The organism is Moraxella tarda, assembly GCF_035181405.1.
Classification (GTDB): domain Bacteria; phylum Pseudomonadota; class Gammaproteobacteria; order Pseudomonadales; family Moraxellaceae; genus Moraxella.
The window spans coordinates 59,052-76,077 of the sequence record NZ_JAYGGV010000008.1; the positions used below are offsets into that span (position 1 = coordinate 59,052).

13 protein-coding genes are annotated in these 17,026 nt (G+C 46.3%); 8 read left to right on the forward strand and 5 right to left on the reverse strand.

What is annotated here, in order from left to right; genetic code table 11:
- The first annotated feature begins 157 nt into the window (after nt 1–157).
- Both U9670_RS08475 and U9670_RS08480 read left to right on the forward strand, forming a co-directional pair.
- A complete protein-coding gene (locus tag U9670_RS08475; RefSeq protein WP_323842427.1) occupies nt 158–1,252 on the forward strand; it encodes a hypothetical protein in 1,095 nt (364 codons plus the stop codon).
- Nucleotides 1,240–1,590, forward strand: coding sequence for an RnfH family protein (locus U9670_RS08480; RefSeq protein WP_323842428.1), 351 nt, complete (start codon nt 1,240–1,242; stop codon nt 1,588–1,590). Before U9670_RS08475 ends, U9670_RS08480 begins: the two co-directional genes overlap by 13 nt.
- Before the next feature lie 132 nt (nt 1,591–1,722).
- Here U9670_RS08480 and U9670_RS08485 read toward each other — a convergent pair whose 3' ends face one another.
- On the reverse strand, nt 1,723–2,082 hold the full coding sequence (locus U9670_RS08485) for an outer membrane protein assembly factor BamE (protein WP_323842429.1): 360 nt from the start codon (nt 2,080–2,082) through the stop codon (nt 1,723–1,725).
- Between the two features lie 343 nt (nt 2,083–2,425).
- Between U9670_RS08485 and fur the strand changes: the two genes are divergently transcribed.
- Nucleotides 2,426–2,860 (forward strand): ferric iron uptake transcriptional regulator, encoded by a 435-nt coding sequence (gene fur, locus U9670_RS08490; protein WP_323842430.1) that lies wholly within the window; start codon nt 2,426–2,428, stop codon nt 2,858–2,860.
- A 305-nt stretch (nt 2,861–3,165) separates the two neighbouring features.
- Here fur and U9670_RS08495 read toward each other — a convergent pair whose 3' ends face one another.
- The gene (locus U9670_RS08495) at nt 3,166–4,209 is read right to left on the reverse strand and encodes a type IV pilus twitching motility protein PilT (protein ID WP_323842431.1); all 1,044 of its coding nucleotides are present in this window, start codon (nt 4,207–4,209) and stop codon (nt 3,166–3,168) included.
- Between the two features lie 388 nt (nt 4,210–4,597).
- Here U9670_RS08495 and U9670_RS08500 point away from each other — a divergent pair, with 388 nt between their 5' ends.
- The gene (locus U9670_RS08500) at nt 4,598–5,323 is read left to right on the forward strand and encodes a YggS family pyridoxal phosphate-dependent enzyme (protein WP_416381525.1); all 726 of its coding nucleotides are present in this window, start codon (nt 4,598–4,600) and stop codon (nt 5,321–5,323) included.
- A gap of 209 nt (nt 5,324–5,532) precedes the next feature.
- On the opposite strand, the gene dusA is transcribed toward U9670_RS08500, so the two are convergent.
- A complete protein-coding gene (gene dusA, locus U9670_RS08505; RefSeq protein WP_323842432.1) occupies nt 5,533–6,504 on the reverse strand; it encodes a tRNA dihydrouridine(20/20a) synthase DusA in 972 nt (323 codons plus the stop codon).
- 603 nt (nt 6,505–7,107) lie between these two features.
- On the opposite strand from dusA, the gene U9670_RS08510 reads away from it, so the two are divergent.
- Both U9670_RS08510 and U9670_RS08515 read left to right on the forward strand, forming a co-directional pair.
- Complete coding sequence (locus U9670_RS08510; RefSeq protein WP_323842433.1) at nt 7,108–7,878, forward strand: tetratricopeptide repeat protein; 771 nt, start codon at nt 7,108–7,110, stop codon at nt 7,876–7,878.
- The gene (locus U9670_RS08515; RefSeq protein WP_323842434.1) at nt 7,878–8,261 is read left to right on the forward strand and encodes a hypothetical protein; all 384 of its coding nucleotides are present in this window, start codon (nt 7,878–7,880) and stop codon (nt 8,259–8,261) included. Before U9670_RS08510 ends, U9670_RS08515 begins: the two co-directional genes overlap by 1 nt.
- 179 nt (nt 8,262–8,440) lie before the next feature.
- Here the strand turns inward: U9670_RS08515 and U9670_RS08520 are convergent, their stop codons facing one another.
- On the reverse strand, nt 8,441–8,641 hold the full coding sequence (locus U9670_RS08520; protein WP_323842435.1) for a hypothetical protein: 201 nt from the start codon (nt 8,639–8,641) through the stop codon (nt 8,441–8,443).
- Nucleotides 8,642–9,487: 846 nt separating this feature from the next.
- Between U9670_RS08520 and glmM the strand changes: the two genes are divergently transcribed.
- Entirely contained in the window at nt 9,488–10,936 is a 1,449-nt protein-coding gene (gene glmM, locus U9670_RS08525; RefSeq protein WP_323842436.1) for a phosphoglucosamine mutase, read from the forward strand.
- Between the two features lie 33 nt (nt 10,937–10,969).
- Here the strand turns inward: glmM and U9670_RS08530 are convergent, their stop codons facing one another.
- Nucleotides 10,970–11,227 carry a hypothetical protein gene (locus U9670_RS08530; protein ID WP_323842645.1) on the reverse strand — a complete coding sequence of 86 codons (258 nt, stop codon included), beginning with the start codon at nt 11,225–11,227 and terminating at the stop codon, nt 10,970–10,972.
- A 348-nt stretch (nt 11,228–11,575) separates the two neighbouring features.
- Here U9670_RS08530 and U9670_RS08535 point away from each other — a divergent pair.
- Nucleotides 11,576–17,026: ESPR-type extended signal peptide-containing protein (locus tag U9670_RS08535; protein WP_323843772.1), on the forward strand; the 5,451-nt coding region annotated here is incomplete at its 3' end.

Here is a 17,026-nt window from a genome sequence, read left to right on the forward strand (position 1 = left end):
GTTGTAATCTAACCCTCATGCACTGCTGTACAAGAGCTTGATTAGAAACATCATGGCATAACCCCCTACAAAAAGCCCCAACTGGGGTTTTTTTTGTTGTCTGTGTCTTTGGTGGTTTTGTGATACAATAAGGCATTCATTCTAAGAAGGTAAAGATATGTTTCATAGACAGACTGTGTTCTTTGTGGCGTGTGCCTTGCCATTGTTATTTGCACCGCAATTAGCACCCAATATGGCAAGAGAGCTGGATTTTTGGGTGATGTGGTTGGTGGCGATGGTGCTGATTGGTTTGCCGATTTTGTTTGCTGAGTTTGCATTGTCGGTTCGTAGTGCTCAAATGCCGTGGCAAGGTATGCAAAAACTCACTCGTGAGGCTGATTCGTCTGTGGCGTGGCGTATCTTTGCAGGGTTGTCGGTGGTCTTGTGTGTGATGATTGCCGCCAGCATCACCTCGCGTGTGGCGGTAGGATTGGCCACTTATATGCCAGAGCTTCATCAGGCTTTGGCCGTGCCAACTTTTGGCATGAGTGTGGCCCTGATGGTTGTTGTGCTGATATTAAGTTTATTAAAATCACGCCTACTGCCCATAGCTTTGTTGCTGATTTTGGCAGGTTCGCTGATTGCTTTGTTTGATGGTGGTCTGACCAGCGGTGTCAGTGTCCCTGTCATGACGGACATGACGCTTGGCGAATGGGGGCGTGCGGTGCTGTTGGCATTGCTGTCGGTGGGTGTGGGTACTGGTCTGTACTGGTTTGGCAGTGTTGGCATCACCGCTCAGCTGGGCCAACTGAATAAATCAATGTCTGGCATGATTGTACCGATTTGGCTGACGCAGCTGATTTTTGGTGCGTTGGCACTATTGGCGGGTAGTGCGATGATAACACCAATCTCTTTTGCGGTGGCTGGTGCGGGTATGCTGGGCGTGGCAGCGTTTTTGTTGTTTTATGCAGGCAGTCAGCTGATGTCTCGCTTTGGTGTGATGATTGGTGGTACAGTTTTGTTGGTGCTTGGGGTGGTATTTGGGCTGTTGCCATCTGGTGTGTTGACGATACTGCTGTCTGTACTTGGTGTGGTTACGGTCTTGGTGTTGGCAGTTTTTGTGGGTTTTGTGATGAAAATTAGCCACCTAAGAAAGGCACTAAACTTTGGCAACGAGACTCGCTATAACATCTGGCGGATTTTGGTGCGTATCGTTGTGCCTATTGCACTTGTGATGGCGATGATTGGCTTGGTGGCAGAATGGCTGGCATGATAGACATCGCCCTAAGTCATGTGGATAAAGACGGTGGCCAACTGTATGCTGAAATGAGCGTACCTGCAGGGTCTAGCATTCATCAGGCATTGGCATTGAGTGGCTGGCTTAAGTTGGCTGTATTGCAAGAATTTGCCCAATGGTGCGAAAGCCACGCCCAAGCTGAGCCAAATCATCAGGCGTGGTATGTTGGGATTTATAGTCAAAAAAAACGCCTAGACGCTGTGCTGTGTGATGGCGACCGCATAGAGATTTATCGTGCCTTGTCCTACGACCCAATGACAAGGCGTAAACAAAAATCCAAATCGCACCTAAAATCTAGGTCTGCCAAAATCTAAGCCCATCAAAATCTATGTCTGCCAAAATGCACTTTTGACAGACATATTTTTTATGCATACTTTTGATGAATGCTTGATGAATATTTATTGTGATTGCATGAATGATTGTTGCATACAAGGCGTTGGTATGGGTTACTTCTGCTGAGGCAGGGTTTCTCTGCCGTCAATGCGAACCACACGGCCGTTGTCAAAATATACGCTCATGCGTTGGCTGGCGTTTTTGATGTTGGTTTGGCCTTTGCGTTTGCCGTCTGTGCCTGCGGTATAGTCATACAGATAGTCCCAGCGGTTTGGGTTTAGGGTGTCTTGTATGGCAGGGCTACCAACAAAATACAGCACTTGGTTGGCTGTCATGCCAATCTGCAATGCAGCCGCCTGCTGGGCGGTGATGGGCGTGCCCTGTGGCAGGTCAATGGTATAAACGCGAAAAATATTGCAGCCAGAGAGTGCGGTGATGGACATCAACAAGGCAGTCGCTAGAAGTTTTTTCATGATGATTGCTCAAATAAGTCTGAATAAAAAAATTGCTAACATATTAAACGCAAGTCATCAAATATGCAAGTTTTTTGTACTGGTGTCGGCTTGATGAAGGGCGGTTTGGTAAAGATTGATTGTTCATATTATAAAGATTGATTATTTTGTGGGGTGTATGAATATTTTTTTTGGTGTAATTTTGGTGAAAATATGATAAAGTATGGCTAAATTGCAATTGATTATCAGATGATAATTGCAAGGGTGATGATCATTGATAAAATCAATCATAGCAAATCGCCAAGCTAAATACATTACTGAAAATACATTGCTAACTTAATATACTAAAATGAGGGTGGATATCATGGCATTTACCAATAAAGATTTGCGTAAGGCGGGGCTAAAAGTAACATTGCCACGCATTAAGATTTTGGAATTGTTGGATACGGCAGAGCATCACCACATGAGTGCCGAAGATGTGTATCGTGCATTGGCAGCACAGGGCGAAGATGTGGGGCTGGCTACGGTGTATCGTGTTTTGACGCAGTTTGAGCAAGCAGGCATTGTTGAGCGACATAACTTTGAAAACAATCTGTCTGTGTTTGAGATTGTCCAAGAAGACCATCATGACCATCTGGTGTGTGATGTGTGTGGAAAAATTGTAGAATTTAACAATCAGGCAATTGAAGAAGAGCAAATCAAGGTGGCAAAGGCACATGGCTTTAAGTTGTCGGCACATTCTTTGGTACTGCATGGCGTGTGTGATGATGAGGAATGCCAAAAAACCTTGGAGGTTTAAGGGAGGCTTAAGTAAGCTTCATTGTTTGGGTTTTGTTTGGGCTTGATTGAAACCTTGATTGAAACCTTGATTGAAACTGAGTTGGGCCGTGCTTTAATAAGCTGATGAGCTGATAGGCTTCGTGATTTTTTTGGTAAAACCGTCCACTTTGATGATTTGGCAATCTGATCATCAAAGTGGACGGTTTTTTTAACGGCTGATTCAAGCTGTGTTTTTTATTCGCTTATGAATTTTTTTTAAACCATTTAAACCATTTAAACCATTTTGAAAGCCACTTTTTAAAATTTTTTAAAATCTTAACAATCTTAAAAATTTGTTGGTTCTTTGGCGGTCAGTCTGGCGGTGTCTGTGGTGATGAGTCCTTGTTCTATCAGCTGTTTTAGACTGCCATCAAGACTGATCATGCCAGAGGCCGCACCTGTCTGAATGGCAGAGTACATCTGGGCGACTTTGTTTTCACGAATCAGATTGGCGATGGCAGGCGTGGCAATCATGATCTCAAAGGCGGCAATGCGTCCACCACCGATTTTTGGTAATAGCGTCTGGGCGATGACGGCTTGCAAAGATTCTGAGAGCATGGTGCGAATCATGTTTTTTTCGTGCGAATCAAAGACATCGATGATGCGGTCTATCGCTTTGGCGGCACTGTTGGTGTGCAGTGTCGCCAGTACCAAATGCCCTGTTTCTGCTGCACGCAAGGCCAAGCGAATGCTGGTCAAATCTCGCAACTCACCGATCAAAATGACATCAGGGTCCTCACGCATGGCGGCGTGTAGGGCATCGTCAAAGCTGTGTGCATCACGGTGGATTTCACGCTGATTGATGAGGGCGGTTTTTGAGGTGTGTATGAACTCTATGGGGTCTTCTATGGTCAAAATATGCACAGCACGCGTGCTGTTGATGTGATCAATCATCGACGATAGTGTGGTGGATTTGCCAGAGCCTGTTGCCCCTGTTACCAAAACAAGCCCATGAGTGAGCTGGCATATCCTTTTTAGGGTGTCGCCAGATTTTAACTCATCAAGGTTTAGTAGTTGATTGGGTATGAGCCGAAAAACTGCCGACAGACCACGATTTTGCTGAAAAACATTGGCACGAAATCGGCATAATCCCTTGATTTGAAAACAAAAATCTTTTTGTTTGTTGGTTAAAATCTCATCAAACACCTCATCATCAACGATGCTTTTGATGAGGTGTTTGACATCGGCGTCATCTAGGGGTGTAGTTTCAATGGCTGTCATCTTGCCATCAATGCGTAAACGCACCGCCTCGCCAGCAGACAAATGGACATCAGAGGCGTTCATTTGTTTGGCATAGGCAAGCAGGGCGTGTAGATTGAGCGTGGTCATGGTTTTTTGGTTTGTAGGTTGTTTTTGGATTGTTGTGTGGTGGTGTATTAGACTTCCTGCAATACTAGGTTTTCCGTTCGCCCTGAGCTAAGTCGAAGGGTAGCGGAAAACCGTTATGGTTCGACAAGCTCACTTTGAGCGGTTTTCCTTAACTTTGGGGTTTTGCAGGAAGTCTATTAAAGCATTTTTTGATGAGCTTGCCAAATTTTTTATCAACTTTTTGTTGAGTGGTTGTTGGCTGTTTTTTGATTTGCCAAATATGCTTGGGCGATTTGTGATAAAATTAACCAAATTAACCAAATCTGAATCAACAAAAAGCCAAATGACAGGACTTTAAAACTTTGGCTGATGTTTTTTGTTTTTTTATGTGTATTTTAGGTGATCATTTATGACGACACAACCGCTTGTGCAAAGCTCTCAAAGTTTGCAAAACCTACAACTTGCCCAAAATTACCAAAAAGTCATGCAGGATTTGGCTTTGGCCAATCAGTGTGCAGATTTTGATCATGAGGCAAGGCTATTGGCGGTGTCCAAAACCAAGCCCGCCAGCGACATTCGTGAGCTGTTTGGGCTGGGGCAGGCTGATTTTGGTGAAAACTATCTGCAAGAGGCACTGGCCAAGCAGGCTTTGTTGTCTGATCTGCCAATCGTGTGGCATTATATTGGCAGCATTCAGCGTAACAAAACGCGTGACATCGCCACTCATTTTGATTGGGTGCATACCATAGAGCGAGGCATCATCGCCAAAAGATTGAGTGAGCAGCGTGGCGATATGGCACCGCTTAATGTGCTGATTCAAGTGAATATTGATGACGAACATAGCAAATCTGGCATACCGCCCAGTCAGCTTTTGGCGTTGGTTGATGAGATCAAAGATTTGGCCAATTTGCGTCTTAGGGGCATCATGATTATCCCTGCCAAAGACAGCGATAATGCCTTTGTGCGTGCTAGGTCTTTGTTTGATGAGGTTGGGGCGGTGCGTAAGCTGGCGTATTGGGATACGCTGTCTATGGGCATGAGTGGCGACATGGCACAGGCGGTGGCGTGCGGTGCTGGCATCGTGCGTGTGGGGACGGCCTTGTTTGGGCTAAGAGATGGCAACCAAGATGGCTAAAAAATGGCCAAAGTGTCGTCTTAGATGGTTAAAGCACCATCTAAAACATTAGACTTCCTGCGAAACCTTGAAATAAGGAAAACCGTTCGTGGTGAACTTGTCGAACCATAACGGTTTTCCGCCACCCTTCGACAAGCTCAGGGCGAACGGAAAACCTAGTATCGCAGGAAATCTATTGACCAAAACACCATAAAAAAGATAAACAAACATCATTGGCCATTCATCTGCAATACCGCCTCTGCACTTTGTTGAATGTCATCAACGCTTAGGGTACGCCTGCCACTTAAGGTTTGTCGCCATTTGCGTGCACCTGTCAGCCCCTGAAAAAGCCCCAGATAATGCCGTGCCAGCGTGGCCAGATTGGCACCTTGTTCGGCGCGTCTGTGCAGATAGGGATATAAATTGGCCAAAATCTGCCGACGCGTGGGCATCTGTCGCCCTGATAGCAGATTGCACTCGGCCATCAGCATCGGATTGTGATAAAAGGCACGCCCCACCATGACGCCATCAACATAAGACAGATGATTGCGTATCGCATCTAGGCTGTCAATGCCACCGTTGATCTCTATGGTCAAATGTGGCAACTGCTGTTTTAGGCGATAGACATCATCATAACGAAGCGGTGGAATCTCTCGGTTTTGTTTGGGTGATAGGCCGTGTAGCCAAGCAATGCGTGCGTGTGCGATGAAATGTGTACAGCCAGCCTCTGCCACCGTCAGCACAAAATCACGCATGAATTCATAGCTGTCAAAATCATCAATACCAATGCGGTGCTTGACGGTGATGGGCTTGTCGGTTTGGTTTTTCATGGCACGCACCATGTCGGCCACCAGCTGCGGCTCTGCCATGAGGCACGCACCCATCTTGTGATGCTGGACACGGTCGGACGGACAGCCGACATTGATGTTAAATTCATCATAGCCCATCGCATCGGCGATACGCACGCATTGGGCCATTTGGCTTGGGCTGGAGCCACCAAGCTGCAACACCACAGGGTGCTCTGTGTCATCATGATGTAGCACATGCTGGGTGTCGCCGTGCAAGATGGCACTGGTGCTGATCATCTCGGTATATAGATGTATGTCAGGATTGAACAGCCGTGCAAAGTACCTAAAATCGGCCGTTGTCCAATCTATCATGGGGGCAACAGATATTCTTTTATTTTTAATTAAATCAATCATTTATGTTAAAAGCCTTATTTTTCATAGGGTTGAGCAAACTTTATTGTCTGTCAGCTTTTGTGTGTTTTTGTCGTTGTATTTGCACCATAGATTTTTTGGTTCTATGGTGCATTTTTTTTGTTATACAAGGGTGGCAATATGGGTACAATCAGCGAACGCAAGCAAAAAGATGGTGTTCAAAAGATGGCATTATCCGTTATCGTGCGTTAATTTGCATCAATAAAAGCGACACAAAATTCGTAGAATCCAAAGAATTAGCGACAAAACACTTGCTAAAAAACGATAAAACGAACTTGAAGTCGACCCTACATTATTGCAAAAATCGCTCAAAAAGTCTATGGGCTTTGGCGAGCTTGGGCTTTTAATATCAATGTGGTATATTGAATAAGGTTATTATCATTTTAGATGAATTTTAGATGAAAGAGTTGTTAAGGTAATTTAGACAAGGTGAGCAAAATGAAAGTAGTGAGATTTTATACAATGGCAGTGATTTCCCTTTTGTTCGCATTGGCAAGTTTATTCGCATTGGCAAGTTTGGGGTGTAAATTTGTCAAGCTTTGATAACCTATGGTATAATAAAACGCCCTAAGTGGAGATTTGCCTATGCAGCCAAAAACCAAAGCAAATGAGGCCTATGAATTTTTGCAAAACCATCAAGGATTGACCAATCCTGATGGTTTGCGGTTTCATCGTTGGCTAAATCAAGATGTTCCAAGTCTTTTAAATACAGACCCCAAAAGTGCTTATGTTTTAAAGTCATTTGCCTACATCTTAATGGGTAAACCCACTCAGGCTCTGTCTGCCATGCAAAACGCTGAGAAATTGGGCGATATGAATGCCACACAAAACATCATGAATATTTTGCATAGTATGGGTAGGTTTGATGAAAGTAGCCAAATTGCCAAAGAAATATTGCAACAAAATCCCCATGCTTTAGAAAGTGTGTCATTATTGCTGTCCCATGCTTTATTGCGTTTGGATATTGATGAAGTTTATGAAGCCATGCAATACTATCAAGGCAATAAGCAACAAATCATGCAAAAAAGTCAAGCGTATATCCAGGAAATCAATAAAAGAATAGACATACTCAATGAGTTGGATATACCCAAAAATACTGTTATTGATATATTAAAATATATTTATGTATTTTTGTCGGATAAATATGTAGGCGACCATCATTTGTCATTTGATTGTGATTATACAGAAATTGGAGGATATCTAGAGATCAATGTTGATCTGAACAATTTATCTGTTGATGATTGCTTGCATTTGCAAGATGGATTTTTAGATGTGTTGATTGACAGTGAGTTAAATTACCGTGATTATAAAAACATCTTGGTTGGTTTTTCGTCGGCATGTACGGAGTTTATCTGATGTCAGTAACAACGACTGATTTGCATAAAAGCATTGATATACTGTTTGGTAACATTGATAAAACATCACCGGAAGCACTTTGGCGAGCGTACATCAATCGTAGTTATTATGCGGTTTTTCATGAATTAAGATTGGCAATGGAAAAAGCAGGGATTGATACAAATCGGTACAAAACAGGAACGCATAAAAATTTGTATTTCATACTTGATGAAATGTCAATGACTGATAAAAATATCCGTAAATTGTCATTGCAATTTAAAGATTTTTTAACAAGACGACATAAGGCTGACTATGATTTACAAGCTAGAATTTCTTGGGGTGATATTATGATTACCCAAAAATATAAAAAAGAGCTGCCCAATTTAATTAAAATGTACCTTTAATGAAATAAACTGTCAATGATGGCCCTGCATTTGCAGGGTTTTTTATTAAAAAAATGCAACTAACCAAAACCCTAAAAACCAAAACCCTAAAACAAGCCATCACCAACCACGCATAGGACAAAAGTAGAGGTATATGGGGAATATGCCAAAAACACACGGCTCACGCCCCTGGTTGTGTGTCATACCACTTGTTTTGCCCAAAGAGCTACTGCCTCCATCACAATGATATTTTTGGTTTTGCCTGTTTTTTTGGCAAGTGCGTCAAGCTCATTGGCAAATTCTATCGGTACTTTAAAACCAATCGGCTTAACCTGACGGCGAGCGTCTGATTCGGCTTGGATTTGGGCACGAGTTTTTGGGTTTTTGACGATTTTTGGCATTTGACAAATCCTAAAATAATTGCTAAGATGGTCCTAAGTTTTAGGAGTGAAGCGGTGAGCTTGCCCACCGCCCCAGCCTTTACAGGCTACCTGCCGTTAGTAAGCGTGATTGCTCAATAGTAGCAGGATAACAATGATACAGATTTTAATGAGTGTTTTCATTGTCTTATCTCCTAAGGTCGCCACCACTCAAGCAGGTCGGTGGCGGATAACCTATCAAGGCTTGGTGCTGTAACACCTTGCCTTGATAAACACATAGTATTTTAAACTATACTAAAAGTCAAGTAATTATTGCAATTTTTTATAAATTGTCGTGATTATTTGGCTTTTTTGTTACCAAAAATAAATTTAACCGCCCAAAAATGGGTGGTTAGACTTATTTGGATAACTGGATAACTGGATAACAATGTAGTAAACTGGTTTTACCGCCACAAAATCAGGCTTATCGCTTAAAAAATTATGGCGAAATAAACAGTATGACAAAATGACAAAACGCCATGGCGTGGGGGTTTTGTTGCTGATGCCTTGTCCAAATCAGGCTTTGTTTAATATATCTTGTAGTCTTGATCCATTTGACCAATCAACAACCAATCAACAACCATGCCAAAATACCAACAAGCGTGCTATAATAGCGATGGTTTTTTGGTTTTTTGGTTTTTTGGTTTTTTGGTTTTTTGGTTTTTTGGTTTTTTGGTTTTAATCGGTTTTGTTTAACTTTATTCAACTTTATTTAACAAGTTTTGGTTTAACATGTTAACTTTTAACTTGTTTTTATAACTTGTTTTTATCATTTTTTAATAAAACGGCACTAAGCCCAATTAAGATACGCATGATTAGGGGGAGATGATGAGTTATTTTGGTACAGATGGCATTCGTGGTGAATTTGGGGTGTTTCCGATTACGCCTGATTTTGTGCTGCGGCTGGGTTTTGGGGCTGGGCGTGTGCTGGTGGCACAACAAGGCAGTAAGAGTGCGACTGGCACCATTGCCACCACTGACAACGCCAATACTAATAATACCGCCAGTACCACCAACACCACCAATATCGCTAATAAACGCCCCAGAGTGGTGATTGGCAAAGATACGCGTGTGTCTGGCTATGTCATCGAGGCGGCATTACAAGCTGGATTTAATGCCTCTGGGGTAGATGTGTATCTGCTTGGGCCTTTGCCCACCCCTGCCATCGCCCATCTGGTCAAAAGCTTTCATGCGGATATGGGTGTGGTCATCTCTGCCTCGCACAACCCCTATCATGATAATGGCGTGAAGTTTTTTTCGGCTGAGGGCAAAAAAATCTCTGATGAGCTGCAAGAACAAATCAACCATCAGCTAGACGCACTCATTGGCGATGGCCAAATGGGGCTGTCTCGCCTGACTGGCATACAGGCAGATGGCATTGGCAAAAGTTACCGTGTGGACGATGCCCAAGGCCGATATATTGAATACTGCAAAGGCAGCTTTCCTTATCATTTAAGCCTAGACCAGCTGACGGTAGTCATCGACTGTGCCAATGGGGCAGGCTATCGTGTGGCACCTCGTGTACTCAGAGAGCTGGGTGCACAGGTCATCGACATTCACCACACGCCAAATGGCATCAACATCAACGATGGCTGCGGCTCTACTTGCCCCCAATCGCTACAGGCGGCCGTGCTGGCACATGGGGCCGATGTGGGCATTGCCCTAGATGGCGATGGCGACCGCATCATCATGGTGGACGAGCGTGGCAATCTGGTAGATGGCGATGGCATATTATACATATTGGCCTGCCATCTGCAGCCTAGGGGCGTGGTGGGCACGCAGATGAGCAACATGGCCCTAGAGCTGGCTTTGGCCGAGCGTGGTATTGATTTTTATCGGGCCAAAGTGGGCGACCGCCATGTCATGCAGCTACTGGAGGCCAAACAGCTGAGCATTGGCGGTGAGCCATCTGGGCACATCTTGTGTCTGGACAAAAGCCGTACTGGTGATGCCATCGTGGCAGGTCTGCAGGTACTCATGTGCATGATACAACAGCGTGCCAGCTTGTCCAAGCTGTCCGAGGGCTATCGCCCCTATCCGCAGACACTCATCAATGTGCGTCTGCCACAGAGGATAGACCCCCATGCCAACAAGGCACTGGCCCCCACTTTGGCAGCAGCAGAGCGGCAGCTGGCAGGCGTGGGCCGCCTTTTGATACGCCCCTCTGGCACCGAGCCTGTGATTCGTGTGATGGTAGAGTGCCAAGACCTGCAGCTGTGCCAGAGCCTGGCCGAGCACATCGCCCACCAGATACGCCAGCTACAGCCGCCGCAGTAACTTTTTTTATCCCATCTTTTTAGCTTTTAGCTTTTAGCTTTTAGCTTTTGGCTGTCTTATTTTTCTTATTTTTCTTATTTTTCTTATTTTTCTTATTTTTCTTATTTTTCTTATTTTTCTTATTTTTCTTATTTTTCTTATTTTTCTTATTTTTTTTGTCATTTGTGCTGCAATGTGTTGCCCTGCTTTGTACTGGTGGGGCTGGTTGTCGGCTGGTGCAAAGCAGACGGTAGTACCACAGCAATAAAAAATGACAAAATTATCATAAAAAATACATAATTTAGTAGACATTTTACCTCAAATCATCTAATATTAAACTGCGTATTTCTGCGTATTTCTGCGTATTTCTGCGTATTTCTGCGTATTTCTGCGTATTTCTGCGTATTTCTGCGTATTTTCTGCGTATTTTTTGCGTATTTTCTTGGCTGTTTTTTAACTTTGTTTTAACTTTGGTCATGGTGCTGTATCTGCCAATTGGTCGGCAGGCGTGGCAAATATGGCACAGCCATTTGGTTTTTGTTGGTGATTGGCTGATTGGCTTTATGAGGTTGCCATCGCCAGCAGTTAGTTGGCGGCCTAACTTGCCCTATGGGTGGGGTTTTTGGGCTGTCTTTTAGTTCATGCGATTTTGGAGCGCTTATGAATAAAATTTATCGTATTGTCTTTAACCAGGCGACGCAGACCTTCACGGCTGTGTGTGAGTATGCCAAAGGGCGTACCAAGTCCGCCACAAGCACCGTCGGCAGCACGCCTGCTGTGGTGAGCCGAGGGGAGGCGGCGTTCCGACTGACGGCTGTTACGATGGGGGTGCTGCTGTGTAGCGAGGCGATGGCTCAACAAACCAGATATGGCGATGGTGCCCAAGCGACAGAAGTATATTCTACCGCAGTGGGCTACAATGCCCAAGCGACAGCAAAATTTACTACCGCACTGGGCGATCTTGCCCAAGCGACATTAGAAGATGCTACCGCACTGGGCGTAAATGCCCGAGCGACAGCACAATATTCTACCGCACTGGGCAAAAATGCCCAAGCGACAAAAATTGCTGCCACCGCACTGGGCGTAGATGCCCGAGCGACAGGAGATAATTCTACCGCACTGGGCGCAAGTGCCCAAGCGACAAAAATTGCTGCCACCGCACTGGGCCAAGGTGCCCAAGCGACAGAAGGATATTCTACCGCACTGGGCAATGGTGCCCAAGCGATAAAACTTAATGCCACCGCAGTGGGTGCAGGTTCCAAAGTAGAATCTGCCAATTCTGGTGTATTCGGTTATGACAGTATCGTGATGCCAGGTTATGAAAACACCTATGCGATAGGTAGTGGTGTTACAGCTACTGTTGCTAACTCTGTCTATTTAGGTAGTGGCAGTACTGCTGTATTTGAAAACGCTCCTAGAGCCGGCACAAAAAACTATGCGACTATAGGGCGTGAACCGCCAGGTTCGACATATCGTGTTAATGGTTCGCTTGGCACCACCACCACTGCAGGCAGGGCTACCTATGGTGGTGCTACTATCATTACCGATAATTTCACCAATTTTGCTGGCCCTACCCCTGTCGGTGTGGTTACTGTCGGTGCATCTGGCAAAGAACGCCGCATTCAGAATGTGGCCTCTGGTGAAATCTCAGCAACCTCTACCGATGCGGTGAACGGCTCGCAGCTGTTTTCTATCACCAAAGGTGTGCTTGAGAAAATGAACATTGTTACTACTCCGCTCACCATCTATACCAACAAAGACGGCGCTAGGGTCACTAAGAAGACTGACGGTAACTTTGTTACTGATAGGGGTGTCGGTGTGCCTGATGATCAGGTGGTTGCCTCATTGCACAATGCGGCAGGTGCTACCACTGGCGGAATAAGACTGCGCAACCTCACCAGTGGCCTAAGCGATAACAGTGTGAGGCTACGCGTATTGACCAACGCTGATGTGAGCGACGATACGGCCGCCACTGTGGGCGACCTACGCAACATGGGCTGGCGACTGAACATAGAGGGTGATCGGTATGTCAGTAATGTCGTCAGTGCTGACGAGGTCAGACTGGAGGGTCTAAACGGCATCAAACTATCGGGTAACAACACTGGTAGTGTGCGTAAGATTACCATCAAAGGTACCGAAATCACCAAAAGCGAGATCACTGGTGGCTATCGTCTGACCATCAATAAAGCAGATGGCCAATCTGAAACCCTTGATTTAAGAAGTATCGCTCAGACCAACCGCGTCTGGCCGACTACCGACACCCCTGATGATAGATATGGCATCAATGGTGATATGGCGGTCAATGCCACAACAGGCGATGTTTTTGAGAAAAAAACCGATCGATGGGTAAAAACTGGCAGCTTTAAAGGTCCAGCAGGCGCTCCAGGTGCATTGGCCAATGTGGGTACTGGTGCTGGCACTGCTTATGGTACTGGTTCTGTAGCTACTTTAGACTCTGGCAGTGCGTTTGGTAAGAATGCCCAAGCGACAGGAGGCGAATCCACCGCAGTGGGCCAAGGTGCCCAAGCGGCAAAAATTCATGCCACCGCAGTGGGCTACAATGCCCAAGCGACAGAAAGCAAGTCTACCGCACTGGGCAATACTGCCCAAGCGATAGGAAACTATTCTACCGCAGTGGGCCAATATGCCCGAGCGACAGGAGGTGAATCCACCGCAGTGGGCCAAAATGCCCAAGCGAAACAAACTAATGCCACCGCAGTGGGCCAAGGTTCCCAAGCGACAGCACAACATTCTACCGCAGTGGGCCAAAATGCCCAAGCGACAGCAAATGATGCCACCGCACTGGGCCGAGTTGCCACAGCGACAGGAGAAAGTTCTACCGCACTGGGCGCAAGTGCCAGCGCGACAGGAGTTAATGCCACCGCACTGGGCCAAGCTGCCTACGCGACAGGAGAACATTCCATCGCAGTGGGCAATATTGCCCAAGCGACAGCACAAGAGTCCATCGCAGTGGGCACACTTGCCGAAGCGATAGCAAAACAATCCACCGCACTGGGCATATATGCCAAAGCTAGAGGAGAACTATCCACCGCACTGGGCCAAGCTGCCGAAGCGACAGCAAACAATTCTACCGCAGTGGGCCAAGGTGCCCAAGCGAAAGAACTTGATGGCACCGCAGTGGGCTACAATGCCCAAGCGACAGCAGGCTTTTCTACCGCACTGGGCACACATGCCGAAGCGACAGCAATACAATCCACCGCACTGGGCCGATCTGCCCAAGCGACAGCAGAAAAATCCACCGCACTGGGCTATGGTGCCCAAGCGACAGCAGGCTTTTCTACCGTAGTGGGTGCGGATACCAAAGTAGAATCTGCCAATGCTGGTGTATTTGGTTATAAAAGTAGCGTAACCACACAAGCGGATAATACCTATGTGCTGGGCAGCGAAACTGTCGGTGTTGTGCCAAACTCTATTTATTTGGGTTCTGGCAGCACGGCCAGATTTGAAGATGGCAATACCGTTGGCACTAAGCAATATTCGCTTGTGGTGCGTGATGATGACTCGCCTGATCGTCGTGCGACTGGCAGACTTGGCCCTACTTTCCCTACCACTGCAGGTAAGGCTACGGTCAATTCGGTGAATATTAGTGGCACCGATTTTACTGACTTTGCTGGCCCTACCCCTTTCGGTGCGGTTACTGTCGGCTCTGCTGGCAAAGAACGCCGTATTCAGAATGTGGCAACTGGTGAAATCTCAGCAACCTCTACCGATGCAGTGAACGGCTCGCAGCTGTTTTCTATCACCAAGGGTGTGCTTGAGAAAATAGGTGCTGGTCCTTCTACTGCCAATCTGCCCATCACCTATACCAATAAGCAAGGCGAAAAACTCACCAAGCGAGATGATGGTAGCTTTGTCAAGACGACAGGCGGTGCTTCGGTTAATAATAGTGATGTGATCGTCTCATTACAAGATGCGGCAGGTAGCACTACCACTCCTGTGATATTAAGCAATGTAACCAGTGGTCTGGGTAAAATTGGTGAGGTAACCAATATTGCCAATCCTGCGGTTGGTAATAATACCGTGGCTACTGTCGGTGATTTACGCCATCTGGCTTGGCATATCAGTACTGGTGCTACTGCCGAGGGTGATGACAACACCTATAGAGGCGATGTACACACCAAAAATGAGCTTAGATTTGTTGGTGGTGAGGGTATAGAGGTAACCGCGCGTGGTGTAGACGCGAAATTCCGTCATGTGGTTACCATCAAAGGTACGACCATCACCAAAAACGACATTGATGGTGGCTATCGTCTGACCATCAATAAAGCAGATGGCTCAAGCGATACGCTTGATTTAAGAAGTATCGCTGGCAGTGCTGGAGCAAATCTGGCTGGTACTGGCCTAGGTATGGCTTATGGCAAAGGTGCTGCTGCTGCTGCTGTTGGCCAAACTGCCTTTGGTGAAGATGCCAAAGCGACAGGTACGAGCAGTACGGCCATCGGTGCTGGTGCCAAAGCGGAGGGTTCTTTTGGTGTGGCGGTTGGTCTTAACTCTGTAGCCAGCAAAACCAACACCACTGCAGTAGGTACTCAGGCTCAGGCTACAGGCGATGTCTCTACCGCTGTTGGTACTTTGACTGTGGTATCAGGCAATAAGAGTACGGCCATTGGCTCTCAAAATAATGTTTCAGGTGTGCGTGCTGGTGCTTATGGCTTTGCTAATACAGTCAGCGGTACTGATAGCCATGCAGTGGGTGCTAATAACAAGGTAACTGCCGACAAAGCATTTGTACTAGGTTCTGATACCAAAGCAGATGTGGCAAACTCTGTGTATCTGGGCATGGAAACCGTAGCCACTACTGGTGATAGAGTAGGCACCAAAAACCGTACTTCGGCTGATGGTAACCCAGAGGGTACAACCACCACCGCAGGCGATAAAGGCGTGGTGGATAATGTCAAGGTGGGTGGTGTAACCTTTGCAAACTTCGCTGGTGGTACTCCTAATGGCGTACTGACCATCGGCTCTGCTGGCAAAGAACGCCGTATCCAAAATGTGGCAGCTGGTGAGATCTCAGCAACCTCTACCGATGCAGTGAACGGCTCGCAGCTGTTTTCTGTCGCTAAGGGAACTTTAGATCAAGTGCCGATGGTTTATACCAAAGCAGATGGCACCAAGCTCTTTAAGAAAGCTGACGGTGGCTTTATTGATTCTCAATCTCGCACTGTGCCTAATAATCAGGTGGTCGTCTCATTACAAGATGCGTTAGGTAGCACTACTAATCCTGTGGTTTTGAATAATTTAACCAGTGGTCTGGGTAGAGATGCAGGTGGTGTAACCAATTTTAGTGCCAAGCGAGTCGAAGACAGTGTTGCTGCTACAGTAGGCGATATTCGTCACATGGCTTGGTACCTAACGACTGCTAATGCCGCTGGTGGCCCAAATATCTATAAAGAAGCTGTACATTCCACCAATGAGGTTAGATTTGTTGGTGAAAATGGCGTGCAGATATCGGCCCAAGGTGATAGAGATAAACTTCTTCATGTGGTTACCGTCAAGGGTACTAGCATCACCAAGCAAGATGTTGAGGGTGGTTATGATTTGACCATCGTCCACCCAGATGGCCGCCGAGAAGTCATGAACATCAGAAATGGTGCTAAAGGCGAAGTAGGCCCAGCAGGCCCAGCAGGCCCAGCAGGCCCAACAGGTCCTAAAGGTGATACTGGTGCTATAGGCCCACAAGGTCCTAAAGGTGATACTGGTCCTAAAGGCAACACAGGTCCTAAAGGTGATACTGGTGCTATCGGTCCAGCAGGTCCTAAAGGTGACACAGGTCCTAAAGGTGATACTGGTGCCATCGGTCCAGCAGGCCCAGCAGGCCCAACAGGTCCTAAAGGTGATACTGGTGCTATAGGCCCAACAGGTCCTAAAGGTGATACAGGTCCTAAAGGCAACACAGGTCCTAAAGGTGATACTGGTGCCATCGGTCCAGCAGGTCCTAAAGGTGATACTGGTGCCATCGGCCCAGCAGGCCCAGCAGGTGCTATCGGTCCTCAAGGTCCTAAAGGCGACACTGGTGAAGCAGGTCCAGCAGGTCCAGCAGGTGCCATCGGTCCACAAGGTCCTAAAGGTGATGCAGGTGTAGCCGGTCCT

What these genes read in the sequence shown, in the direction of transcription:
- U9670_RS08475 (WP_323842427.1), top strand. Translation starts at nt 158, where the DNA reads ATGTTTCATAGACAGACTGTGTTCTTTGTGGCGTGTGCCTTGCCATTG.
- dusA (WP_323842432.1), bottom strand. Translation starts at nt 6,504, where the DNA reads ATGATTGATTTAATTAAAAATAAAAGAATATCTGTTGCCCCCATGATA.
- U9670_RS08480 (WP_323842428.1), top strand. Translation starts at nt 1,240, where the DNA reads ATGGCTGGCATGATAGACATCGCCCTAAGTCATGTGGATAAAGACGGT.
- fur (WP_323842430.1), top strand. Translation starts at nt 2,426, where the DNA reads ATGGCATTTACCAATAAAGATTTGCGTAAGGCGGGGCTAAAAGTAACA.
- glmM (WP_323842436.1), top strand. Translation starts at nt 9,488, where the DNA reads ATGAGTTATTTTGGTACAGATGGCATTCGTGGTGAATTTGGGGTGTTT.
- U9670_RS08530 (WP_323842645.1), bottom strand. Translation starts at nt 11,227, where the DNA reads ATGTCTACTAAATTATGTATTTTTTATGATAATTTTGTCATTTTTTAT.
- U9670_RS08500 (WP_416381525.1), top strand. Translation starts at nt 4,598, where the DNA reads ATGACGACACAACCGCTTGTGCAAAGCTCTCAAAGTTTGCAAAACCTA.
- U9670_RS08515 (WP_323842434.1), top strand. Translation starts at nt 7,878, where the DNA reads ATGTCAGTAACAACGACTGATTTGCATAAAAGCATTGATATACTGTTT.
- U9670_RS08510 (WP_323842433.1), top strand. Translation starts at nt 7,108, where the DNA reads ATGCAGCCAAAAACCAAAGCAAATGAGGCCTATGAATTTTTGCAAAAC.
- U9670_RS08520 (WP_323842435.1), bottom strand. Translation starts at nt 8,641, where the DNA reads ATGCCAAAAATCGTCAAAAACCCAAAAACTCGTGCCCAAATCCAAGCC.
- U9670_RS08495 (WP_323842431.1), bottom strand. Translation starts at nt 4,209, where the DNA reads ATGACCACGCTCAATCTACACGCCCTGCTTGCCTATGCCAAACAAATG.
- U9670_RS08485 (WP_323842429.1), bottom strand. Translation starts at nt 2,082, where the DNA reads ATGAAAAAACTTCTAGCGACTGCCTTGTTGATGTCCATCACCGCACTC.